The sequence below is a fragment of the Rubrobacter calidifluminis genome (assembly GCF_028617075.1).
Classification (GTDB): Bacteria; Actinomycetota; Rubrobacteria; order Rubrobacterales; family Rubrobacteraceae; genus Rubrobacter_E; species Rubrobacter_E calidifluminis.
Genome location: NZ_JAQKGV010000011.1, coordinates 49,479 through 73,972 on the forward strand (window position 1 = coordinate 49,479; position 24,494 = coordinate 73,972).

The following is a 24,494-nucleotide window of genomic DNA, read 5'->3' on the forward strand; positions in this document are numbered from 1 at the left end:
GCCGAGCCAGTGGTGCGCACCGAGTACGACGGCGACCCAGCCGAAAGCGCGAGCATCTGAAAGAAGTGCCCCTCTGGGCACCACATAAGGAGGCAGAACGTATCTCCCGAGAGCTCAGGCACCTTCGCCACGGCCGCTTCCACGACCTCCGGGGATGGAAGGGCGGCCATCACGCCGCCCCCTCGAAGCACTCATCGCAAAGGAGATCCCCTTCGAAATAGGAGAGAGGGAGATCTCCCGCCCACCTCGGGTCACCCGCCACGACCTCGTGCAGGTCGCGGTGCCGAAAGCGGTTCCCGCACCCGGCACACTCGGCCGTGGTGCCAAGCACAAAACCGACGGCGATTATGTGCTTGCACCGGTACCCGGCGTCGTCCCGGTGCCGGTACTGGTAGTCGGGGCAGGTGCACTCCTGCGACCTGTAGTCGACGCGGTAGGTGCCGCCCGAGGAGCTAGGCACCTCCCAGATCCCGCCCCCGAGCGCCCGAAAATCCGCCATCCGCTCCCGCGCCAGATCCACACCGGCGAGAAGGCGGGGATGCCGCTCCCGAAGCGTTTCCCGCGAGACGTGCTCCTCCACGTTCCCCTGAACCGATATACTCTTCACTGATCCGGAAGCCTCCTTTCCGGGTCCGTGCTCCGGGCTGGTGGTGCAGCGCCGGAGCTTTTTTACTTCCGTTATACTTTATCACGTAACGTGATTAAAGTAAAGAGGGTTCGCGGTGCGTTATGTGTTATTTCTTTAGCGTGATATAAGATAATGAAAGCCATTGACCAACTTCACATAAGAGGTTATCAACATGATTGTGGCGGAGAGAAGGTCCAGGCGGGAGATGACCGAGTTTGGCAAGACGCTGAACAAGCTCATGGTCAACCATGAGGTGTTCGGTGGATGGCAGGAGCTGCGCCGAAGGCTGGACGCCGTGGGCTACCATATAGGGCAATCCCGGCTCTCGCAGTATCTCTACGGAGATAGGAACCCACAGGATCCGCAGAAATTATTCGACGCAATCTCTGCCGCCCTAGGGCTTACTGAAGAGGAAGAGATGCGCCTTGCGTATTCCTTCGCCTACCCAAAGTCCGGCCGGTCCAGAGGCGGGCTCTCCCAGGAAACCATTGACAAAGCTCGCAGGTTTGAGGGTAAGATAAGAAGCGAGCAGCAGGAGGATAAAGGGGAGAGCTCGCGTGGAGCTAAGGGTCGAGGAGTTTGATGTAGGTCCCAGCGCAGATGGTTATTTTTTTGTTGATCACTCAGATGATCTTGCGGCTCTGGCGGTAAATCCTGAGCTTCCATCTTTTGTAAAGCGCTCGTGCGAGATACAAGCGCACGGGCACCTCAAGAAGCGTCCCCCGAAAGGCGGACGGCGATTCATCGTCGAGGTAGAGGAGCCAGAAGACCTCGACCCTAACGCCATCCTAGCAATCCGCTCTGTGATCGAAGACCTCCAGCCCGGCTGGGTGGAGGAGGTCAAAGAGGCGTGCAGGCTCGCCAATCACCCGCGAGTCATTGCAGGCTGGTGCGAACTCTCCCTCTCGGTCGTGGTCGCGATAATCGAGAACCTTAAAGCTAGAGGGGAACTGCCTGAAGACTAGCCCCGGAAATTGGCTATGATCCGCTCCTCCCTTTCTGAGAACTTCCTCTGTCCATAGGCATAGGCCCACGCCAGGCGGCGTCTCTCCTCCTTAGTTAACCGCAGAAGCTCCGAGACGCAGGCCATGAACAACGGATCGACATTGCGTTCACCATTGAGGAGGTAGCTCAACCGGGGCTGGCTAATCTTGTACCCACCCTTGTTTAGAAGGCGCAGCAGGTCTTGCCTTCGCTCAATCCCTCTCGTAAGCATAAGGCTATAAAGAGTGCGGCCAAACTCGGACATTTGCTGGGTTCCCTGCCTACTCTCAGTGAGCATCGACCTAGCCTTTCTGTCGCCGCTATCTGATTTGCGTGGATTATTTTATCACATCACGTGATTTTTACTTACGTTTGTGTTATACTGCGCCGCATGAGCCGGGAGACCGACAGCATCCCTCTCCTCCTTTCCCTTTCCCTACCTTCCGTGAGGGCCGGTGGCCTCCCGGCTCCCCCCTCCGAGAGAAAACGTAGGCCGAGCGTCATACGGCAGTACGACTACTCCGAGGAGCACTGCCTTGAGGCGCTAGAAGTCCTCCTCACTTTTCAGCGCAAAGAACAGTAGACAAGAGAAAACTTAAGGCTCACATTTGTGGATACCTTCTCGAACTGGCAGGGATTTGGCATGATCGCCATCGCATCCAACGGGAGAAAGAGATGATAGAGAGCATCTACCAGATCGGGCGCGCATTGCTCGAGGAGAGCGGTGGAGGACGGCGGGCGGTCCTGGAATCGCTCGCCGCAGCACCCCCACGGGACAGAAAAGACGAATCATACGTCGCCATCCTGAAGCTGGACTCCCGGAGGCTCTCGCTAGATGTCGAGCTTCGAGAGCTGGACAGCCAGAAGAACACCGCCGCGAGGTACCTGTGGCTCGGCAACGCCCCAGGCAACGACCCGCAGGACCGTCTCACCTTGGACAACCTGGGTTATCTCGTCTCCCAGACCATCCCTAACCTGCTCGGCGAAGGGAGGATAGATCCAAAGAGCGATCTGTACTCAAAGCTGAAGAACCTCCGGGAGAAGCTCTACATCGACCTCGGAGAGCCGGGAGAGCTCGGCATAAAAGGAGGCGGCACCTACCAGCGCAACCGGCGGCTCTGGGATCTCGGCAGGCTCGGCATCCCGGGTCCCTCCCGTGAAGACCTGAGAGATGAGATAAGGGGCGGCACGAACCCCAAGAACATCCCCCAGAGGGTGGTGAAGGCGCTGCGAGACCACTTCCCGGAGATCCCTGAGAGGGGCGTGCTCTTCACGCTCGAGCTCGACGGCGATCTTCTCGTGGACGATCCAGCCTACCACACGTACCTGGAGCGCAGGTTCGTGGATAGCGCCTTCACCGGGAATCAGACGGGACGCTGCCACCTGAGCGGCGAGTACGGCCCGGTCACAACAGACATGACGCGCTTCAGGTTCAAGTACTACATAACGGACAAGTTGGGCTTCGCCTCCGGAGCCACGAAGAAGGGTTTCACCTCCAACTTCGCGCTCTCGAAAGAAGCGTACCGGGCGCTGCTCGTCGGGGAGAGGTTCGTGGGAAGGGAGCTCGGCTTCAGCTTCGCCGGGGCGAGGGGGTACATGATCCCGGACCTCTACACCGTGGAGATCCCGCGCGGGTTCCCGGAGGCACTCGTGCGCACGCTCAGGAGCATCCGCAACAGGACGCTCTTCGACATCGGGAGGGTGCAGGCCGGGGAGCTGGACGAGGAGCTCGAAGAGTTCAGAGAAGAACACCTTGCGAGCGGGTACATGATCAACCTGCTCTTCTACAAACAGAAGCAGGCCAAGTTCGAGGTCCTTAGGCTCATCCAGGACATTCCGTCCTACCGCCTGGAGGAGCTGCGCGCGCAGGGGTTCGAGACGGGGCGGCTGTGGGAGGAGCTCTACGGAGACGAGGCGAGAGACCTCACCCTACAGCAGATCTACTACCTCATCCCAGTACGAAAAGTCCGCAAGCCTGATGGGAAAGTCGAATACTTGAACAAGAAGATCCTGGCCTTCTACCACACCCTCATCTCCGGCGGCCTCATAGACCGCAAGGAGCTCACGGACGGCTTCATGGAGCTGGCGCGGGCCTATCGCTTCGGCAACACGGGATCGTACCAGGTGAGCGCCCCAAAGGAAGGCATGGAAGACCTCACCCTCGTCCGCTATCTCGCGCAGACCAACCTGTTGCTCGCGTTCTTGCGGGATCTCGACCAGCTGAAGGAGGAAGAAGTGTCGCAAGAGTACCTGGAGAGGCTCTCCCTCGACGAAGTGGAGAAGGAGTACCTGAAGAGGCTCGGCTACGACGAGCAGCAGGCGGCCCTGTACCTGCTCGGCGCTCTGGTCGCCGAGATCGCGAACGCCCAGTGGCGGCTCGGTCCCGAGGGCCGGGGTGGGGAGAAGACGATCCTGAACAAGATCAACTACCAGGGCATGACCCTCCCCCGCGTCCAGCGCCTGGCCACCGAGCTCTTCGACAAGCTCCGCCAGTACCGCTACACCGACCGCTCCGGCGAGCGCCGACCGCTCCTGCAGGGCCGCAACGAGGCCATCTTCGCCCAGGCGCAGGAGCTCCTGACCAGAAACCAGCGAGGGTGGCGTCTCACCCCCTCAGAGAACGTCTACTACCTGCTGAGCGGTTACTCGCACCGTACCTTCAGGGCGATGACCGCGAGAGAGAAGCAGCCCGCCTAGAAGAGAGAAAGGAGAGAAGGCTTGGCCATCCACGACGGAGACATCCTCTACCTCTACGACGCTAAGCTCACCAACCCAAACGGCGACCCGGACGACGAGAACCGCCCGCGCATGGACGAAGCAACCGGGCGCAACCTCGTCTCCGACGTCAGGCTCAAGCGCTACCTCAGGGACTACTGGCTCGACGCCGGGGAGGACATCTGGGTCAGGCGCACCGAGCAGGACGAGACGACCAGCTCCAAGCAGCGCATGAGCGTGCTGCTTTCGGACTACAACCAGGAGAACGGAGCGAACCTCACCGAGAGACAGGCGCGCCAGAGCCGGGAGTTCAAGGACTGGCTTCTCAGAAGGCTGCGAGACGTGCGGCTCTTCGGGGCGACGATGCCGATGGAGAACACCTCGGTCACCTTCACCGGCCCGGTGCAGTTCAGCTGGGGATACTCGCTGCACCGGGTCGAGATTAACAACTCCGCCACCATCTCGAGCCACTTCGCGGGCAGAGAGAACGAGTACGGCACCTTCGGCAAGGACTGGCGGGTGCACTACTCGCTGCTCGCTTTCTACGGCATCGTGAGCAAGAGCCGCGCCCGACACACCGGGCTCACCGACGAGGATCTCACCGCGCTCGACGAGGCGATGGTGAGGGCCATCCCGCAGCAGGCGACGACGAGGAGCAAGATCGGGCAGACCCCGCGGCTCTACCTGCGCGTCGAGTACGAGGACGACTCTGCTCTACGGCTCGGGGACGTGCGCGAGGACCTCGCCCTCGACCCCAAAGACGGCAAAACCACAGACACCCTGCGCGACATCCGGGACTTCTCGATAGGCTTCGATCGGGTGCTGGAGAGAGTGAGGGCGGTCGAGGGCTCCATCGGAAGAGCCCGTCTCTGGAGCCACCCGGAACTCGGGAACGCCTTCGAGCGCGGCCTGCGGGAGATACTCGACGATCGGCTGGAGACCCTCTAGGCGATGCCGCAAAACACACTCATCGTCTTCGACCTCTGCGGGGCGTACGGTATGTTCCGCAAGTTCTACACCAACTCCTCCTCGCTCTCATATCCCTTCCCGCCCCGCACGACCGTCGCGGGGCTCATCGCCGGGATGATGGGCTACGAGCGCGACGCGTATGCTGAAGACCTCGGCCTCGGCCGCTGTCATATAGCGCTCTCCGTGCGGGTGCCGGTGCGGCGGGTGATGCAGCAGGTCAACTACCTGATGACCGAGGGCCACGTCTGGCAGAAGGGAGCCGGCGGCTTCGACGGGAGCAGGGGGCCAATACAGGTGCCGGTGGAGTGGGTCTTCCCGGAGGTGGGCTACAGAGAGCTCCGCTACCGCATCTACGTGACGCATGAGGACCGGGGGTGGCTCGAACGTCTCGGAGAGGTTCTGGAAGGCGGCACTCCCGTCTATCCGCCCTACCTGGGAATGACCGAGTGTCCGGGCCGGGTGGAGCACGTGAGGAGCACGGAGGACTGGAGCCTCGGAAGGCGGGAAGAGGAGCTCCCCATCAGTACCGTGCTCCCGGCCTCCGCGCTCTCAGGCCCGCCTCGCCTGGAGGAGGGAACCCAGATCGTCAAGGAGCGCACCCCGCTCTCCCTTGACGAAAGTCGGCGGCTAATCGCCGCGGGCGATCTCCTTTACAACCGTGCGGGTCCGCACATAACCGCCCGGCTGGAGAGCGAGGTCTTCGAGGTCTCCTACTCGGGGATCCGCGAGTACGGGGTGTTCATGCGATGAGGTTCCTGGCGCGTCCGGCGCGGGGAGGGAGATCGGAGGAGCTCCTGAAAGACCACCTCGCGGCGGTAGCCCGGATGGCGGAGAGAAAAGTGCTCACGCTCCCTATCTCGGGCCGAGCGCACCTCGCCGCTCTCGCCCGGCTCTGCGGGCTCACCCACGACTTCGGCAAGTACACGACCTACTTTCAGGAGAAGCTTCCACCGCTGGAGAAGAAGCCCCCCAGAGAAGAGTACTCCCACCACTCCTTCGTCTCCGCGCTCCTTGGGGCGTTCGTCGCTAAAAGCCGGCATCCTGAGGATGTCGAAGCCCCGCTTCTCGTCTACCTCGCGATCCACCGCCACCACGGCCACCTCGTGACCCCGCAGGAGGTGCTGCCCCGCAAGGAGGACCTGAGAGACGCCCCGACCTTCGCGGGTCTTTCGTCGGGTCTCCGCAGAGAGCTCGCCGCCGTCGAGGCTCAGCTAGAAGACATGCGCGGGGCGCACAGGGAGCAGATAGTCTCCGAGCTGGCAGAGCTTGGGGTTCCGGAAGCAGAAGAGTTTCTATCGCTAGAGAGCTGGTGGAAACTCTTGCCGGAGATGCGCAGGTCGTGCCGGAGGCTTCTCAAAGGAGGAGATCCGGAGGCAACCCGTCGCTACTGGCGGCTGCTCCTCCTCTTCTCCGCGCTCATAGACGCCGACAAGCACGTCTCGGCAGCGGCCGCCGGAGAGCCCTCCCGCCACTCCATCCCACCCTCGCTGGTGGAAGATCACGTGCGAAGCCTGAAGGATCACGAGGCGCCCGGATCTCCCAACGCGCGGCGGCTCGCCGGGATGCGGGATGAGATCCGCGAGGAGTGCGCCCGGAGGATCGAGGAGAGACCGCTCGATGAGCTCTACCCGGCCATTCTCAGCCTCACCGCGCCCACCGGCTCGGGGAAGACGCTCGCCGCGCTGGAGACGGCGCTCAGGCTCAGGGAGCGCATCCGGAAGGAGACCGGGCATCTGCCGCGCGTCATCTACGCCCTCCCCTTCGTGAACATCATCGAGCAGAACGCCGATGTGATCGAGAGCGTGCTGCGCCGGTGTCCGGGCTTCGACGCTTCTCCCTATGACCACCTCCTGAGAAGCCACCACCTCGCCCCGCTCACCGGAGACGAGAACGAAGAAGAAGCGGTGGAAGACAAGCTCCTCTCCACGGAGGCGTGGGAGCCGGAGATCGTGGTGACCACCTTCGTCTCGCTCTTCGAGAGCCTGCTCACGAACCGCAACCGGCCGCTCAAGCGGCTGCACAACGTCGCCGGGAGCATCCTGGTGCTGGACGAGGTGCAGAGCATACCCTACGAGCAGTGGAGGCTCGTGGGGCACGTCCTCACGACGCTCGTGAGCGACCTCGGTTGCACCGTGATCCAGATGACTGCGACCCGCCCCCACATCCTTCCCGGTGCCAAAGAGCTGCTAAAGAACCCCGAGCAAAACTTCGCCGGGCTCTCCCGGACGCGCCTCGTTCCCCACCGGAACGTGCGGACCATCGAGGAACTCGCGGACTTCATCGAGGACATTAAATCCCCAAACCGCTCTCTGCTCGTGGTGCTGAACACCATCTCGAGCTCCATAGAGCTCTACCGGATGCTGAAAGAACGCCTCGACCTCTCTCCATACCGGGAGTACGGCAGGGAGGGAGCGGACGCCTCCATCTTCTACCTCTCGACCAACATTACCCCCTGGCAGCGTTCGCGGCGGGTGCGGCTGCTCAAGAGGTGCATGAGACGGGGCGCGAAGCCGCTCGTCGTCTCCACGCAGGTGGTCGAGGCCGGGGTGGATCTCGACTTCGACGAGGTCATAAGAGACCAGGGACCGCTTGATTCCATCGTGCAGGTGGCCGGGCGATGCAACCGGAGCGGCGATATCCCCACCCCAGCTCCGGTGTACGTCGTCTTTCTGGAGAACGAGAACTCGCGTCCCTTCGCCGAGATGGTCTACGGACGGGTGCTCCCCCTCATCTCCCGCGAGATGCTGCAAGAAGAGGTTGGGGAGCCGGAGCTCCACGCTCTCGTCGAGCGCTACTTCGCCACTGTGGAGGAACGCAAGAGCGACGACTTCTCGATCGAATACATCGCCGCCGTAAGGGAGCTCGAGTTCGACCGCCGGGAGGGTGAGCACATCACCATAAGCCGCTACCGCTTCATACAGGAGGAGCTCGCGACCATGCCGATGCTCGTGGAGATGAACGAGAGAGCCGCGGAGGCCGTAGAGAGCCTTGCGAGCCTCTACCGTGAGAAAGAGAAGAACCGCACCAGGATCCGGCGCGCCTACCGGGAGGTTGCACCGTTCACCGTAACCCCCACCGTGAACCGGCTGCGCAAGAACTTCCCCCCACAGCACCCCGAGATCCCGGAACACTTCTACCTCTCGCTCGACGAGATCCGCTCGAGCGGCTCGACGTTCTACGACATTGAGACGGGATACAAGTGGGGCGAAGACGAGGCGATGCTGCTTTGAGCATCACGGGCACGCTCGTTCAGTCTTACGCGGTCTGCCCCCGGCAGGCGTGGCTGATGGCGCGTCAGATGGAGCCCGAGAGGGAGTTCGAGCTGCTGGTGGAGGGGAGGCTCAACCAGCTCGAGCACTACGAGAGGTCGATGAAGGAGATCGAGCTGCCGGGGATCAAACTCGACCGCGTGCGGCGCGAAGGAGGCCGGCTCGTTCTCTCCGAGGTGAAGAAGTCCACCCGTTACCTGCCTGCGGCGCGGCTGCAGGTCGGCTACTACCTGCTGCGGCTGCGGGAGGAAGGGATCGAGGCCAGCGGCGAGATCCTGGTGCCCAAAGAGCGGTTCCGCGAGGAAGTCGAACTTACACCGCAACTCGAAGAAGACGTGCGCGAGACGGTAAAGAAGCTGGAGCAGTTGCTGGTGCGTCCGCTCCCCCCGCCGGCGGAGCGCATCCGCTACTGCAGCAAGTGCGCCTACGCGGAGTTCTGCTGGTCTTAGGAGGAGACGTTCGTGAAGAAGCTCGTTTGCGTCGTCGGAACAGGAGAATACAAGCAAGTCAACTACTTATTCGGCACGTGGCGACGGCATACCAATCTGGCTCCGGTCGCGATAGGCTGCTGCGTAATCGGCGCGGGGGAAGACCTTGAGCTCGTCGCCCTCCTCACCCGAAGGGCCAGAGATAGATATGAGGAAGAGCTGTGCTCCGAGGCCGAACGGCAAGGGTGGGCCTACACACCCGTCGACATTCCGGACGGGAAATCCGAAGCGGAGCTCTGGGAGATCTTCGAGAAGTTCGGGGAACACCTGAAGGAAGGCGACGAGGTCATCCTGGACCTCACCCACGGCTTCCGCCACCTCCCGGCCCTGCTCCTCTCGGCGGTTCAGTACCACGCCGCGCGCAAGAGAATAAAAACCCTCGGCGTCTACTACGGAGCCTACGAGGCCCGGGACGAGAGCAACAACGTCCCCATCTTCGACCTCACTCCGCTCGTGGATTTGCCCGAATGGTCCTACGGGGTCAGGCTCTTCTCCGACTACCTGCTCCCCGGCCCGCTGGGTGAGATGCTGGAGCGCATCCAGCGCAGATCCCACCAGCGCAGCGGCGAGCAGCCGTTCACCCGTCTGCAGCAGGTTGGTCGCGCGTTGTTCGATCTCGAAGCGCCCCTCGCCTCCGGCATGCCGCTCGAGGCCGGCTTCGAAGCTCACCGAGCGTTAGAAAAGGCGCGCTCAGCAGAGGAGGAGCTCTCCCGCCTCGCTCCGCTCAGGGGCTTCTGGGAGGAGCTGAAAGGGCAGCTCACAAGCTTCGCTCTCCCGGAGCCAGAAGCACCAAAGGGAAACAAACCAAAGAAAGGCATGATCCTGACGATCGAAGAGCTGGAGCGCCAGGCGCACCTTGTCGACGGGTACCTCGCCATCTCGGACCTCCGGGCTGCGGCGACCCTGATGCGGGAGCTCATCGTCTCGGCGGTCATACTCCACACACAGGACCCGAAACGCTGGCTGGAGGGGGAAGAACGTCAGAGAGCGGAGCGCCGGCTCGGGGTGATCGCCTCGTGGAACAGGGGAGCGTTCCAGCTCAAGAAGCTTCTCTCCAAAGAGCAGCAAGAGCTGGCCACACTCTGGGATCAGGTCAGAGAGAGGCGCAACGCCCTCGCCCACGCCGGGATGCGCGAGGACATGGTGAAGTTCGACGACAAAGCCCTGCGTGAGATCCACGCAAAGATAAAAGAGAACCTGTGCAACCCTGGCTTCTGGAGCACAGAGGTCGAACGCAAGGACGAGCGCTGGCTCGTCTCCCCGCTCGGAATGACCCCCGGCGCGCTTTATACCGCCATCGTGCAGGAGAGCCCGGACCATCTGTTCATCATCACGAGCCAGAAAGCCAAACAGAAGGTCGGCGAGATCCTGACCGAAGCCGGCCGCGAAGACCTCGAAGTCTCCTGCCTTATCCTCGACGATCCCTTCAACGGTTTCGACGAAGCCCGAGAGAAGGCCGAGGAGGCCCTGAAAGAACACGGACCGCGCTGGGCCGCAGCGCAGGAGGTCATCGTCAACCGCACCGGCGGCACCACGTGTCTCGGCTGGGCCGTGGAACGCATCGAGGCCGCGCTCCGAAGAGACCTCGGCCTCGAGTCCCGCACCGTAGCCTGCATAGACCGTAGAGACCCCGAAGAGCAACGCAAGCGGCCATACGTAAGGGGCGAGGTCATCGACATAACGGAAAGAGGAGAGGAGGAGTGATGGAGAAGATAGAGGCCACCTTCCGCGTCGTCACCCCGATGTTCATGAGCGGGGCCGATCAGTCAAAAGCCGAGCTGAGGCTCCCCTCCATAAAGGGTGCTTTGCGCTTCTGGTGGCGCGCCCTCGCCTGGAGCAGATACGGCGACCTGCAGAAGATCCGGGAAGAAGAAACCCGCCTCTTCGGCAGCACCGACGAGGGACAAGCAGCAGTGCTCCTGAAGCTCTTTTCTCAGACCATGCCAAAGGTCCTGGAAAAGGGACAGATACTCAAAGATGGAGAAAACGTCGTAGGAGAAGGAACCCGGTATTTAGGTTACGGCGTTATGGAAGCATTCGCGAGCAAGAATAGAAGCACGCAGGCAGGACAGCTGATCAGACCATGCTTGCTTTCTCCGTTTGAGTTTACGCTCGAGCTTCGATTCGGAAGGCTTGCCACAGAGCAGCAAATAAGTTCATCAATTGAAACGCTCAAGTTGATGGGTTTAGTAGGCAGCTTGGGGAGCAAGTCCCGCAAAGGATACGGCAGCCTCACGCTAACGAAACTGAGCTACAGCAACGAACCATGGAGTCCGCCAAGTGACGTTCATAAGATGGTTGAGTCTCTGACAAGGTTTTCGAAAGACTCTCCTCACCCTCTGTTCACAGCGATCTCCCGAGACTCCCGTTTCATTGTAGTCGAAGGCCGCGAAGGGGAATCAACGCTGAGCCTGTTGGACAGGGTGGGCCGCGAGATGATGTTCTATCGCAGCTGGGGACGCAACGGTACGGTACTGGGATCGCCTAGCGAGAAGAATTTCAAGGATGACCACGATTTGATGAGCGGTCTCAAAACGAACATCAAGTATCCAAGACGCGTCGTATTCGGGCTTCCTCACAACTACGGAAAGCAAAGGCACCTCCAAGTTACACCGGCATACCACGACAGGCGCGCCAGTCCTCTCTTCATTCACATACACCAGACCAAGAACGCGGACGCTCCTCTGGCGGTACTGAGCTTCCTGCCTTCAGCTTTCTTGCCCCAGAACGAACCTCTGAAGCTGCTGAATACGACTGCGCTTCCCCGATACGACAAGTCGTTCTGGAAGCCCATAGACGATTTTCTGGAACGCATGAAAGGTACACACCAACGGCCTCCACGCAAACGTCGCCAGCAATTCGCCAACGTAGTGGAGGTGTAAAGATAGTGAATAAAGACAACAAACTGCTCCACTTCACCCTCGGTCCGGTGCAGGGGTTCGTCTCTCAGGCGCGGCGCACGCGCGATCTCTGGTCCGGCTCTTTCCTCCTCTCTTATCTCTCCGGACAGGCAATGCGCGCGGTGCTCGATGGAGGCGGGAAGGTGATATTCCCTGAAGTCGGTGACCAACCGAGCATCACCGACCCGCTCCTCGCCGCGATCATGGGGCACCCGCTGTCTGGCAATGAAAACCCGCAGACCGGCTCGCTACCGAATCGCTTCAAGGCGGAGGTGCCGGACGACTTCGATCCGAAGAGATGCCGTGACGCCGTCCAGAGCAGGTGGCAAGAGATCGCCGATGTGGTCTGGGAACGCTACGTCGTGCTGGTGGCGGGCCATGGCAAAGGCACGAAGGAGATCTGGGAGCGGCAGGTAGAGAGCTTCTGGGAGATGGGCTGGGTGCTGGGAGAAGACCCCGGCGACCGCAGCGACCAGCGCTGGCTCGACCTTCGCAAGAACTGGCGCACCCACCATCCACCCGCCGAGCCGGGAGACAAGTGCACCCTGATGGGGAGCTGGCAGGAGATCTCCGGGTACGTGAGGGCGCGAGAGTGCAAGTCGCAGGAGGAGTTCTGGGATGCGCTTCGCCGAAAGAGCGGCGAACTCAACCTCGGAGAGCACGAGCGGCTGTGCGCCATCGCGCTCATCAAGCGGCTCTTCCCAGGCGTCGCGGAGGATGCGATCGGCTGGAAGCTCGAGGCGGGCACCTGGCCCTCGACACCGTACATGGCGGCGGTTCCCTGGATCGAGGAGGCCTACGAAAAGCCGGAGGCCAAAGAGTATCTGTGCATACTGGAGGAAGGGGACCGGCTAAGCTGGGCCTTCGGCGAGTACAACACGAAGCTTCCCTGCCTCGAGAAAGCCGGCAGGTTCGCCAGGCTCGACGGCAATCTCTTCCACAAGACGGCGCTCGACAACGAGCGAGCCATGCCCGAGCTCTCCGCGCAGAAACGAGAGAAGCTGCTCGACGTCCTGAGCAAGCTGAACAGAGCAGTGGGGCACCCGGCATCGCCTTTCTACGCGCTGCTCTTGATGGACGGAGACCGGCTCGGGAGCCTGCTACAGCACGATCAGATAGACCCGAAAGACGTCTCCCGGGCGCTGGCGCGCTTCACCGAAGGGGTCGATGAGATCGTCGGGGAGCACTGCGGCAGGACGGTCTACGCCGGAGGCGACGACGTACTCGCGCTCCTGCCGCTCGACAGGGCCCTGAGCGCGGCGGAGAAGCTCAGGGAGCGTTTCCTGAAATCCTTCGACGCGGTGCTCGGCGGGCGAAGGCCGAAAGGAGAGGACGGCGAGCCACTCAGAACCACAATCTCCGCCGGGCTCGTCTTCGCCCACTACAACACCACCCTGCGCTCGGTGATGCGGGAGGCACACCGGCTGCTCGACGAGGTCGCCAAGGACAGAAACGGCCGCGACAGCCTCGCGGCTAGCGTCCTCACCGGCAGCGGGCGCACCGTCGAGTGGGTCTCCGGCTGGGAAGAAAGCCCCGGAGGACCCCTCATCACAAGACACCTGCAGAACCTCGCGTCCTCCTTCGACGAGCAGTTCGCCGGCCGCTTCTTCTACAACGTGCGCGAGCGTTTTGGTGTTCTCACCGGGGAGGACGATCACACGCTCATACCCGGCCTCGACGCCGAAAAACTCCTCGTCGCCGAGTACCTGAAGAACCGGGAGCGCGAAGGAGACAGAGAGGCGGCAGAGGCGGTCATCGAGCAACTCCTGAAGGTGTGCCGCGAACGCCGGGGAGGCGAGCCGGCCAACGAAAAAACGCTCAACGTCTCAGGAGCGATGCTGGTGCGCTTCCTCGCGACCAAGGGAAGGGGGGTGGAGAGGTGAGATACTACCTGCTCGAGCCGCTAGACACGCTCTTTTTCAGGGACGGCAGTCCCTTCAACGCTGGTGAGACGGGACAGATGGAGGTTCTGGGGACCTTCCCTCCCTCCCCCACCACCGTAGTCGGAGCGCTCCGGGCCGCCTTCGCCCGCAGGCTCGGCTGGCAGTACGGTGACTGGTCAGAGGACATTAAGAAGAAGCTCGGCGACGGCGCAGACCTCGGTCCCTTGCGATTCTCCGGTCCCTACGTGGCAAAGGACGGAGAACCCCTCTTTCCAGTCCCGCTGCACCTGCTGCGCTCAGGCAGGACCCTTGTGTTTCTCAGGCCCGGCGAAGCTGCGCTCAGCACCGATATCGGGGAGGGGAGGCTTCCCGAGATCAGTACTAGGACCAAGGGCCTCAAGCCGTTGGAAAAAGCTTATCTCACCCGTAGAGGCATGGAGAAGGCGCTACGAGGAGAGATCCCCGATCCAGAAGACGTCTTCGAAGCCTCGGAGCTCTGGAGTGGGGAGAACCGGGTCGGTATTCAGCGCGATCCCGACAGCCACACCACCCGGGAAGACGCCCTCTACCAGACAACCCACGTACGCCTGAAGAAGGGCGTTGCGCTCGCAGCCGGCGTCGAAGGCTACGACGGCGAAGCTCCCGGTCTGCTCACGCTCGGAGGGGAGAGCCGCATGGCGAACCTGAAGCCGTGCGAGCTCTCTCTACCGGAGGCCCCAAGCCTGGAGCCCGGGGGAGGCGGGCTGCGCTACACCGCGACGCTCATCACCCCGGCACGAATAAGAGACGAGGGCTGGAGAAAGCCCGGCGGAGCGCTTCCAGGGCTGCCGGGTCGGGTGGTCTCGGCCTGCGTCGGGAAGCCGGTCCTGATAGGTGGCTGGGACACGGAGAAAAAGAAACCTCTTCCCCTCGAACCATACCTTCCCCCCGGCAGCACGTGGTTCATGGAGGCCGAGGCGGCAGAGCCGGACGAGGTGGAAGAGATGCACACCAGGCACATCGGAGACAAAAGAGAGTGGGGCTACGGGCAGATCCTGATAGGAGGGTGGAGATGAGAGCAAAGATCGTGGGCATGCTGGCCGAGACCTTCGTGCACCCCGGCACGGGGCAGACCACCGGGGCCATAGACCTCCCCGTGGCGCGCGAGGCGGCGACGGACTACCCGTTCATCGCGGGCTCGAGCCTCAAAGGCGCACTGCTCGACGACTACAGACAGCAGGATGACGAAGGCGCGAAGCGCATCTTCGGGGAGCAGGACAATGCGGGCGACCTCCTCGTCTCTGACGCCCGGCTCCTGCTTCTGCCGGTGCGCAGCCTCACGAGCGCGTTCAAGTGGGTCACCTGCCCGCACCTCCTGGAGCGCCTCGAGCGCGACCTGAAGCGCTCCGGGAAAGCGGACGCGGGCTTCAACATCCCCGCAGTGGAGCGCAAGAGAGCCCTCGCCGGAGGGAGTGGCAGGCTCTTTCTGGAGGAGCGCAGCTTCGAGGTCATGGGAGATGTTCCGGAGGACGTGGTGGAGGCGGTCGGCTCCCTGATCCCGCACAAGAACGTCCGAGAACGTCTCGAAGAACGGCTCACCATCCTGCACGACGACGACTTCGCGTGGTTCGCCCGCTACGGGCTCCCCGTGCAGGCCAGGAACGTGCTCGACACGAACAAGAAAAGCGAGAATCTCTGGTACGAAGAGACGCTCCCGCCCGACACCCTGATGTACTCGGTGCTCGCCCAGAGAAACGGCAAAAACGGCACCCTCGACGACGTGAAAGAGAAGATCGGGGACTACCTGCAGGTCGGGGGGAACGAGACGGTCGGGCAGGGCTGGTTCTCGCTCGGATGGAGGGACTGATGGCGGAAGAGAGGACGCTGGAGCAGCGCCGGGCGGCGCACGCGCTCGCGAAGATCACCGAGTTGCAGAAGAGAGGGAAAGACGGGTACGGCAACTACAAGAGCTACGTCAGCGCCCTTCCGGCGGCCATCCTGTCGGGCGGACTCGGACAGGCTGCGGCTACCGCGCTGTCCCGCAAAGATCGCAAGGGCTATCTCCAGCTCTACGAACACCTCTCCGGCTGGCTCTGCGGCGGCGACGCAGAGAGCCCTTATCCGCGGGGCGATCTGCTGAAGAACATCACGGAGGGCTCACAGGACGACTACCTCCGCGCGCAGGCCGAGGCCCTCGCCTATCTCACGTGGCTCAAGAAGTTCGCCGATGCCTTCCTCGAAGGCGAGAGGGGGGAGGAGTAATGCGCCCGCTCTACAGGGAAGCCCAGGGCAAACTGAGCCTGGAAGGGGGCAACGCCGGTCTCTGGTACGACAAGTTCTGCAACGAGTGGTGCAAAAATCCTCAGAAACACGGGCTTGAAGCCTGGAGCCTCGAAGCATTCACCATAGTCCGGGGGAAAGACAGGAAGACCATAAACCCCAAACAGGACTGGATAAAGACCGTTACCGAAAAACCCTGCGGTACCAGAGATCTGCTCAGGGCAGCCGAAATACGGCTGGCCCGTCTGGTGGAGGGTAAGGGTGGCGAGGTGCTCCACTACAGGCTGGAGTCGGACTTCGTGACCGGGCTGGGCCGGCAACACCCGGTCGAGAACGGCTTCGCCTGGCACCACACCCTCGGCACCCCCTACCTGCCGGGCTCCTCCATCAAGGGGGCTGTAAGGGCGTGGGCTATGCAGTGGGCCGAGGGAGTGGAGAGAGCAAAAATAAAGCGCATCTTCGGAAGCGAGGGCAAAAACGACAGAGCGTTCCACGCGGGCTCGGTCGTCTTTCTCGATGCCCTCCCTACCGCTCCGGTCTCCCTCAAGGCGGATATCATGACCCCGCACTATGTGCCGTACTATCAGGGAGATGAGCCTCCCGCCGACTGGCACAGCCCGAACCCGATCCCTTTCCTCGTCGTAAAGGCGGGGGCGAGCTTCGTCTTCGGCATCCTGCCGCGTAAGCCCGAGTACGCCGAAGACTGCAGGACCGTAAAGGGGTGGCTCGCGGAGGCGCTCGAGTGGATCGGAGCAGGAGCCAAGACCGCCGTCGGTTACGGCAGGTTCGCCGAGGACGTAGAGGCCAGAGAGCGCTTCGAAAAAGCGCGCAAGGAGGAACAAGCAAAGAATCAGAAGCGTGAGGAAGAAGAGCGCCAGAGGAGAGAGGTAGAAGAGCAGACGCGAGATAAGTCCGGGCTGTACGCAGAGCTCTTCCGTGCCAGCGTTGAGGGTCGCTGGCGAGAGCAAAGAGAAGCCTTCAGTCAACAGGGGGTCATAGAGGGCTGGATGGATCGGCTGGAATCAGAACCCGAACGCGACGCCATAGAGCTCTTCAACGAATTCATGCAACAACATTACGGCGATGTTTTGAAGAACCCAGACGCAACCAAGGGCAAGAAAGGCAAACCGAAGCATAAACCCCGACAGCGGAAGCTCGCCAAGAGATGGCTTAAGCTCATGGAAGAGCGCGGAGATGGCTGAGAGTAAGAACAGACTCGTGCTCACCACCTGTGGCACGAGTCTGCTCACGAACGGCGTCGATCAGGAGGTGCGGGCACGAATCAATCAGCTCGCCAACCACACCGAGCGAGATCTCTCTGCCCAAGACAAGGAGCTACTCGACCGACACATAGAGGAGCGCAGCCGGCTACTCTCTAGAACGAAGAACCCCGATGAGATCAGGAGCCTCAGCGCGGAGCTGAACGGCCTCATAACCTACTTCGGCGGCGACCTCAAACCCAGCCCGGGAAGGCCAGATACGCACGTACTGCTCACGAGCGACACCTATCTCGGCCACCGTATCGGAGAGGTCATAGATGAATGGCTGCAGAGCCGCGGTTTCTCAGCCCAGGTGTGGTCTCCCGGGGGCCTCGCAACCCGGGAACGCGAAGACTTCCGCCACGCCATGGCGGATCTCGTCCTGCGCTGCGAGCAGACGCTTCCAGGATATAGGGAGAGCGGTTACCGCATCGTCTTCAATCTCACCGGTGGCTTCAAGAGCATCCAGGGGTTTATGCAGACCCTCGGAATGTTCCATGCAGACGAGATGTTCTACATCTTCGAGACGGGCTCCTCGCTCATCACCATCCCCCGCCTGCCGGTAAGTCTGGAAACCGGGGATTTGATCCGAAAACACGAGCAGATCTTCAGGCGATTGGGTCTGGGAGAGGAGCTTCCGCTTGAGGAATGCCGTGGGCTCCCCGAGATCCTGCTCTTTGACGACGGGCAGAAAGCGATTCTCTCGGAGTGGGGCCAGCTCGTGTGGCAGAGGAGCAAGTGGAGCCTGTACTCGGAGAGGCTGCTCGATCCCCTGCCGGGACTCCGGTACTCCTCGAACTTTCGCAAGAAGGTCAGGGGGCTCAACCTATCTCCTGACAGGCTTGCCACGCTCAACGAACGACTCGACGAGCTCAGCCTGAGGGTGCGCGGCAAACGAGAGAATTTGAAGAGCCTCGACTTCAAGCAGCTCAAGGGTAATCCCAAACCACCCTCCACGCACGAATGCGACGTCTGGTCGGATGATGAGCGCCGTCTGTTCGGCCACTACGAGAACGAAACATTCGTCATCGATGACATAGAGCGTGGTCTACACTGAGGAGCCCGGATGAAAAAGCCGGTCTACATCTTCAACGCCGGAGAGCTGCAACGTCAGCAGAACACGCTGCGCTTCACGCTGGCGGACGGGGGCAGGCGGTTCGTGCCGGTGGAGACGACGGGTGAGATCCACGTCTTCGGCGAGATCTCGGTGAACACGAAGCTCCTGGTCTTCCTCTCGCAGAACGCTATCCCGCTGCACGTCTACAACTACTACGGCTACTGGTCAGGCTCGTACATGCCGCGCGAGCAGTATTCCTCGGGATACATGACGCTCCAGCAGGCCTCCCACTACCTTGATCCGGAGAAGCGCATCGAGCTGGCCCGAACCTTCGTGCGCGGGGCGATATCGAACATGGAGCGGGTGCTCGGCTACTACGCGCGGCGCGGCGTACAGCTGGAAGACGCCCTCTCCGGGCTGGCGGCGAAGAAGGAGGCTCTCCCGCTGGCTCTCACGACGGAGGAACTGATGGCGCTCGAGGGCGGTTGCCGAGATCTGTACTACGGTTGCTGGGACGAGATCGTAAAGAGCGGAGACTTCCGCTTCGAGAAGCGCACCCGCCGCCCTCCGGCGAACAGGATCAACGCGCTCGTCTCCTTCGGCAACAGCCTGCTCTACGTCACCGCGCTCTCAGAGATATACCGCACACACCTCGACCCGCGCATCGGGTACCTGCACACCACCAACCAGCGCCGCTACACGCTCAATCTGGACGTGGCCGAGATCTTCAAACCCGTCATCGTGGACCGGGTGATCTTCTCCCTGCTCAACCGGGGTACGATACAGGCAAAGCACTTCCTGAAGGGAACGGAAGGGGTCTTTCTGAACGAAAACGGACGCAAAACGTTCATCGAAGCGTACGAGGCGCGCCTGAAAGAAACCATCAAACACCCGAAACTCGGTCGCCCGGTCTCCTATCGGCGCCTCATACGGATGGAGCTCTACAAACTCGAGAAACACCTGATGGGTGACGAGCCTTACGAACCGTTCGTAAGCCGGTGGTAGGAGCGCGTGTACGTGATCATGGTCTACGACGTCAACGTAAAGCGCGTGGTCAAAGTGCTCAAGATAGGCCGCAAGTACCTCGAGCATGTCCAGAACTCCGTCCTCGAAGGTGAACTCAGCCCCGCACAGTACAAGAAGCTCAAGCACGAGGTGAGCAGGGCTATAGAACCCGAGGAAGACGCCGTGCGTTTCTACCTGCTCCGCAGCACGAGATACCTCTCCACCGAAGAGCTCGGACTCCCCTCCCGCTCAGAGCAGGAGACCAGCTTCCTGTAGTCGCGTCGACCTCCGATAGCGCATCACCCTCCGGAGATCGACGCAGGAAGATCTGGCTTATCCAAGCGCTTTGCTCTATAATCGGGTTTAAGAGCAAGAAAGTCACGGGAGAAAGGAGGAATCCGCAAAATAGCTGCAAAACCGGCATTTGGGCGTTGGTTTTGAGCCTACCTATGAGGGATTGAAACGTTTCCTGGCAGAGCTGGCTAGGCGGGAGTCCCCAGAGTTTTGAGCCTACCTATGAGGGATTGAAACTACGTATCGCCGCGGAGATCGCGGAAGGTGAGGAGCGGTTTTGAGCCTACCTATGAGGGATTGAAACGCCCGAGTGCGGTGATGAGCACGACGCGGATCACGCGCGTTTTGAGCCTACCTATGAGGGATTGAAACTCTACAGAAACTGGAGCCGGATCGGCCCGATGCTCGTTTTGAGCCTACCTATGAGGGATTGAAACCTTTCATGACTAGAAGCTGGCTCTTTGTCATGAGCTCCGTTTTGAGCCTACCTATGAGGGATTGAAACATGATCCGCAGGATGTGTCCGGCGCGCTGGACCAGGGTTTTGAGCCTACCTATGAGGGATTGAAACATCGGCACCGGGGTTCTCGCTGCAGGCGCTCTGCTCAGTTTTGAGCCTACCTATGAGGGATTGAAACGTTTCCTGGCAGAGCTGGCTAGGCGGGAGTCCCCAGAGTTTTGAGCCTACCTATGAGGGATTGAAACTCAGATATACAGAACCGTCAGATTAAAAGCACGGAGAGGTTTTGAGCCTACCTATGAGGGATTGAAACTCCTCGAAGTGCTCCTCGCGCGAGCGCTCCTCCATTGTTTTGAGCCTACCTATGAGGGATTGAAACGTGAAACGCCCGTCCTGAACCCGGAAGTAATCCACACCGGTTTTGAGCCTACCTATGAGGGATTGAAACTCGATCAACACTTCACCGCAGTCCTGGCAGACTCTTGTTTTGAGCCTACCTATGAGGGATTGAAACATGGCCTCGGCGAAGTTGGACTGCACCAGATCCGAGAGCGTTTTGAGCCTACCTATGAGGGATTGAAACTCGAGGACGACCGAGCCGGGGATTGAGATGGAGCCTGTTTTGAGCCTACCTATGAGGGATTGAAACGTAGCCTGGCGGCAAGTACGGTGACTGCCTCGACTCGGTTTTGAGCCTACCTATGAGGGATTGAAACCGCTCTGGCAGACGAACTGCTTCTGAGCATGAAAGGTTTTGAGCCTACCTATGAGGGATTGAAACACCGCCCACGCCGAGCACATCGACCCCGCAGGCCCAGAGGTCCGGCTTGCTCCGTTTTGAGCCTACCTATGAGGGATTGAAACGCGACCAGCAGCAGGCGACGAACCAGGCGTACGAGAGTTTTGAGCCTACCTATGAGGGATTGAAACTCAGACGCACCGTTGCGTACGCGACCGCATCGGAAGCAGGTTTTGAGCCTACCTATGAGGGATTGAAACTACTTCAGGCGCACCGGATCTTTCGTGCCTTCCCAGTTTTGAGCCTACCTATGAGGGATTGAAACGGCGTAGAGCGGGCCGAAGTCCAGGCACATAGGCCCGTTTTGAGCCTACCTATGAGGGATTGAAACAACGCCAACAACCTGGCCGTGAACGACGGTGTGCCTCGTTTTGAGCCTACCTATGAGGGATTGAAACTATCTCCGGTAGCGGTCCGGGTCCCAATGCCCGGTCCCGTTTTGAGCCTACCTATGAGGGATTGAAACCAGCCCCTCATCGCTCCTTCCCCATGGCGGATTTCGTTTTGAGCCTACCTATGAGGGATTGAAACGAAGACTGGGTGGATGTGGCCACGACGTGGGCGGACATGTTTTGAGCCTACCTATGAGGGATTGAAACAGCACATCGCCGTACAGACGCGCAGCGGAGCTCACCATGTTTTGAGCCTACCTATGAGGGATTGAAACATCTTCTGCTCGAGCGTGGCGCGCGCCTTACCGTGCGTTTTGAGCCTACCTATGAGGGATTGAAACTTATCCCGGATGGTCTTGGAGAACGCCCCCTCGGCGTTTTGAGCCTACCTATGAGGGATTGAAACTTGTCGCCGCGGCGATGTGCGCGACCCTCATCTCCGGTTTTGAGCCTACCTATGAGGGATTGAAACGAAAATGGCCTGGCTTCGGGCGGGCGGATGTTCTGCTATGGTTTTGAGCCTACCTATGAGGGATTGAAACACGATGCCGCGGGCGATCGCCCTGATCTCCACCTCGTTTTGAGCCTACCTATGAGGGATTGAAACACGTCACCCACGGGCTCGGGACCACCGATGTGCAAGTCGTTTTGAGCCTACCTATGAGGGATTGAAACTACATACACGCAAGCCGCACGCGCTCCACCCAGTCCGTTTTGAGCCTACCTATGAGGGATTGAAACCCGTGTGCGAGCGCGTGTTTACAACCGGGGTGTACTGTTTTGAGCCTACCTATGAGGGATTGAAACGCGTACAAGTCCACCGCGCAATCTGTCGCGGTGAGTAGTTTTGAGCCTACCTATGAGGGATTGAAACAAGTCCACATCGCGGTAGCTCCTCATGGCCTCTGCGCGGTTTTGAGCCTACCTATGAGGGATTGAAACTCTGAGAGTCCATCCTTTAAGGCAAGAGTAGCAGGCGGTTTTGAGCCTACCTATGAGGGATTGAAACACAATAACATCCAGGTGTTTATCACTCGCAACGGTGCAAGTTTTGAGCCTACCTATGAGGGATTGAAACACCGGATACATGGACGAGGTGGAGATAGACGATGAGGGTTTTGAGCCTACCTATGAGGGATTGAAACTCCTCCTGATTCTCCTCTGGGCAATCGTTGCTAAGGGCATGTTTTGAGCCTACCTATGAGGGATTGAAACGTGTGCGTCGCAAGAAGAGAGGAGCGATGAGCATGGGTTTTGAGCCTACCTATGAGGGATTGAAACTGGGTATAGGAGGGCTGCCAGCCGCTCCAGGACTGAGTTTTGAGCCTACCTATGAGGGATTGAAACTCGAGAGGAACGCCTAGCAACCGTGACTGGTCCTCGAGTTTTGAGCCTACCTATGAGGGATTGAAACGTGGGAGTCAGGGTGCTGCCACCGGCCTCCGGAGAGGTTTTGAGCCTACCTATGAGGGATTGAAACGGGTCTGTGCCACCTGCACGTCACGGCTAAAGCCCTGTTTTGAGCCTACCTATGAGGGATTGAAACCTGAGATCCACGCCCGAGCGCGCCAGCCTGAGGTGCGTTTTGAGCCTACCTATGAGGGATTGAAACGCGTATCTGGCGAGCGGCGCGCTCGGGAGGATGAGGTTTTGAGCCTACCTATGAGGGATTGAAACTGGGGGTAACGCGCAACAGGGCAAAACAAAAAAGCCCGTTTTGAGCCTACCTATGAGGGATTGAAACAGGTCTGGGTCACCTACATCGGCAGCTCCGGAGATGTTTTGAGCCTACCTATGAGGGATTAAAACCTGAGTTTCTAAGGATGGATGTCTCCGAGTTCAGGCGCGGTTTTGAGCCTACCTATGAGGGATTGAAACTAGATGGTGACACCTTGTACGTCCGGGCAACGCTCGCGGTTTTGAGCCTACCTATGAGGGATTGAAACGTCTTCGAGACGCCGAACGCGGTAGGGGAGGTCTCGGAGTGTTTTGAGCCTACCTATGAGGGATTGAAACTTCTGGGTCCGCCTCACCTACGCCTTTGTCGCCGCGACGTTTTGAGCCTACCTATGAGGGATTGAAACTTCGGCGAGCTCTCTTTGGCTCAGGCCAAGATCGAGGGTTTTGAGCCTACCTATGAGGGATTGAAACTGAATAAGCTCCTGCCTGCACTGGTGGCCCTGCTCCTCGTTTTGAGCCTACAAAGCATTCTACTTTCTGATAGATGGTTGTCGTCTTGTATCCTGTGGAAGGACGAGATGCTCGATACGGTGGTACACCTGCTGCGCTGTCCGGTCTGTCACGGGCCGCTTTGCGGTGGCGAAGGCGTTCTGTACTGCGGACTCGGGCACAGCCACGACGTGGCCCGGCAGGGTTACGTGTCTCTCTTCGCCCCGCCGGGGCGCGTGCACACGGGGGATTCGGCGCGTATGATCGCGGCGCGGGAGCGCTTTCTGGGGTCGGGGTTCTACGATCCCATCGCGGAGGCCGTGGTCTCCGAGGCGCTCGGGGCGCTCGGCCTGCGGAGAGGTAGAGAGGGATGTGTCGTGGATCTCGGGGCGGGGACGGGGTACTACCTGGCGAGGCTGCTCGAGGCGCTGCCCGGATGGAGGGGGCTCGCGCTCGACGCCTCTGCGGCGGCGCTGCGTCGGGCCGCCCGGGCGAATCCCAGGATCGGAGCCGTCGGCTGCGACGTCTGGAGAGAGCTCCCGGTCGCGGACGGCGCGGTAGCGCTCGTCCTGGACATCTTCGCCCCGCGCAACGCGGCTGAGATCTCGCGTATCCTGGAGCCCGACAGCGTGCTCATCGTCGTGACGGCGCGCAAGGATCACCTGCGTCCCCTGAGCTTGCTTCCGGGCATGCTCTCCGTGGAGGAGGACAGGCCGGATCAGATCGAAGCCTCTCTCTCGAAATCCTTCGATCCGCTGCGCAGGCGCAGCCTGGATTTTTACATCCACCCCGGCCGCGAGAGCGCCTTGGACGCCGTCATGATGGGGCCCTCCGCCCGACACGTCGAGGAGGAAGAAGTCCGGCGTCACCTGGGGAGCATGCCGGAGCCGTTAAAGGTCGAGGTCTCGGTCGAGATCATGACGCTGCGCCGGGCGGAAGCCCTTTGACGGTTCGTGGCGGCGCT

General features: G+C 60.7%; 19 protein-coding genes and 1 CRISPR repeat array. Of the genes, 18 read left to right on the forward strand and 1 reads right to left on the reverse strand.

The annotated features are described in order from the left end of the window. Window positions 1-169 precede the first annotated feature (169 nt). Window positions 170-607, reverse strand: a complete 438-nt coding sequence (locus PJB24_RS10220; protein ID WP_273845453.1) for an SWIM zinc finger family protein — start codon at window positions 605-607, stop codon at window positions 170-172. 193 nt (window positions 608-800) lie between these two features. Here PJB24_RS10220 and PJB24_RS10225 point away from each other — a divergent pair, with 193 nt between their 5' ends. From PJB24_RS10225 to PJB24_RS10310, 18 genes are all read left to right on the forward strand, one after another. Beyond that, entirely contained in the window at window positions 801-1,211 is a 411-nt protein-coding gene (locus PJB24_RS10225; RefSeq protein WP_273845456.1) for a hypothetical protein, read from the forward strand. Continuing rightward, window positions 1,186-1,593, forward strand: coding sequence for a hypothetical protein (locus PJB24_RS10230; protein WP_273845458.1), 408 nt, complete (start codon window positions 1,186-1,188; stop codon window positions 1,591-1,593). The genes PJB24_RS10225 and PJB24_RS10230 overlap by 26 nt, the downstream gene beginning before the upstream one ends. 694 nt (window positions 1,594-2,287) lie before the next feature. Continuing rightward, window positions 2,288-4,309, forward strand: coding sequence for a type I-B CRISPR-associated protein Cas8b/Csh1 (gene cas8b / locus PJB24_RS10235; protein ID WP_273845460.1), 2,022 nt, complete (start codon window positions 2,288-2,290; stop codon window positions 4,307-4,309). A gap of 21 nt (window positions 4,310-4,330) precedes the next feature. Then, complete coding sequence (cas7b, locus tag PJB24_RS10240) at window positions 4,331-5,275, forward strand: type I-B CRISPR-associated protein Cas7/Csh2 (RefSeq protein WP_273845462.1); 945 nt, start codon at window positions 4,331-4,333, stop codon at window positions 5,273-5,275. A 3-nt stretch (window positions 5,276-5,278) separates the two neighbouring features. Next, on the forward strand, window positions 5,279-6,046 hold the full coding sequence (cas5, locus tag PJB24_RS10245) for a CRISPR-associated protein Cas5 (RefSeq protein ID WP_273845464.1): 768 nt from the start codon (window positions 5,279-5,281) through the stop codon (window positions 6,044-6,046). Further along, the gene (gene cas3, locus PJB24_RS10250; protein WP_273845466.1) at window positions 6,043-8,526 is read left to right on the forward strand and encodes a CRISPR-associated helicase Cas3'; all 2,484 of its coding nucleotides are present in this window, start codon (window positions 6,043-6,045) and stop codon (window positions 8,524-8,526) included. Before cas5 ends, cas3 begins: the two co-directional genes overlap by 4 nt. Further along, window positions 8,523-9,014 (forward strand): CRISPR-associated protein Cas4, encoded by a 492-nt coding sequence (cas4, locus tag PJB24_RS10255; protein WP_273845468.1) that lies wholly within the window; start codon window positions 8,523-8,525, stop codon window positions 9,012-9,014. The genes cas3 and cas4 overlap by 4 nt, the downstream gene beginning before the upstream one ends. A 12-nt stretch (window positions 9,015-9,026) precedes the next feature. Beyond that, window positions 9,027-10,757, forward strand: a complete 1,731-nt coding sequence (gene csx2 / locus PJB24_RS10260) for a TIGR02221 family CRISPR-associated protein (RefSeq protein WP_273845470.1) — start codon at window positions 9,027-9,029, stop codon at window positions 10,755-10,757. Next, window positions 10,757-11,935, forward strand: a complete 1,179-nt coding sequence (gene cmr1 / locus PJB24_RS10265) for a type III-B CRISPR module RAMP protein Cmr1 (protein ID WP_273845472.1) — start codon at window positions 10,757-10,759, stop codon at window positions 11,933-11,935. The genes csx2 and cmr1 overlap by 1 nt, the downstream gene beginning before the upstream one ends. 5 nt (window positions 11,936-11,940) lie before the next feature. Then, window positions 11,941-13,836, forward strand: coding sequence for a type III-B CRISPR-associated protein Cas10/Cmr2 (cas10, locus tag PJB24_RS10270; protein WP_273845475.1), 1,896 nt, complete (start codon window positions 11,941-11,943; stop codon window positions 13,834-13,836). Beyond that, window positions 13,833-14,891 (forward strand): type III-B CRISPR module-associated protein Cmr3, encoded by a 1,059-nt coding sequence (gene cmr3, locus PJB24_RS10275; protein ID WP_273845477.1) that lies wholly within the window; start codon window positions 13,833-13,835, stop codon window positions 14,889-14,891. Before cas10 ends, cmr3 begins: the two co-directional genes overlap by 4 nt. Further along, window positions 14,888-15,682: a type III-B CRISPR module RAMP protein Cmr4 gene (cmr4, locus tag PJB24_RS10280; RefSeq protein ID WP_219973880.1), complete on the forward strand. Its 795-nt coding sequence runs from the start codon at window positions 14,888-14,890 to the stop codon at window positions 15,680-15,682. The genes cmr3 and cmr4 overlap by 4 nt, the downstream gene beginning before the upstream one ends. Further along, complete coding sequence (cmr5, locus tag PJB24_RS10285) at window positions 15,682-16,077, forward strand: type III-B CRISPR module-associated protein Cmr5 (protein WP_143528757.1); 396 nt, start codon at window positions 15,682-15,684, stop codon at window positions 16,075-16,077. The genes cmr4 and cmr5 overlap by 1 nt, the downstream gene beginning before the upstream one ends. Beyond that, entirely contained in the window at window positions 16,077-17,297 is a 1,221-nt protein-coding gene (gene cmr6, locus PJB24_RS10290) for a type III-B CRISPR module RAMP protein Cmr6 (protein WP_273845499.1), read from the forward strand. The genes cmr5 and cmr6 overlap by 1 nt, the downstream gene beginning before the upstream one ends. Continuing rightward, window positions 17,290-18,411, forward strand: coding sequence for a hypothetical protein (locus PJB24_RS10295; RefSeq protein ID WP_273845502.1), 1,122 nt, complete (start codon window positions 17,290-17,292; stop codon window positions 18,409-18,411). Before cmr6 ends, PJB24_RS10295 begins: the two co-directional genes overlap by 8 nt. 9 nt (window positions 18,412-18,420) lie before the next feature. Then, complete coding sequence (cas1b, locus tag PJB24_RS10300; RefSeq protein WP_143528754.1) at window positions 18,421-19,416, forward strand: type I-B CRISPR-associated endonuclease Cas1b; 996 nt, start codon at window positions 18,421-18,423, stop codon at window positions 19,414-19,416. Between the two features lie 6 nt (window positions 19,417-19,422). Then, window positions 19,423-19,692 carry a CRISPR-associated endonuclease Cas2 gene (cas2, locus tag PJB24_RS10305; RefSeq protein WP_420541925.1) on the forward strand — a complete coding sequence of 90 codons (270 nt, stop codon included), beginning with the start codon at window positions 19,423-19,425 and terminating at the stop codon, window positions 19,690-19,692. Between the two features lie 158 nt (window positions 19,693-19,850). Next, window positions 19,851-23,512: direct repeats of the CRISPR family, unit length 30 nt; unit sequence GTTTTGAGCCTACCTATGAGGGATTGAAAC. A 107-nt stretch (window positions 23,513-23,619) separates the two neighbouring features. Beyond that, window positions 23,620-24,477, forward strand: a complete 858-nt coding sequence (locus tag PJB24_RS10310; protein ID WP_273845508.1) for a putative RNA methyltransferase — start codon at window positions 23,620-23,622, stop codon at window positions 24,475-24,477. Window positions 24,478-24,494: the final 17 nt, after the last annotated feature.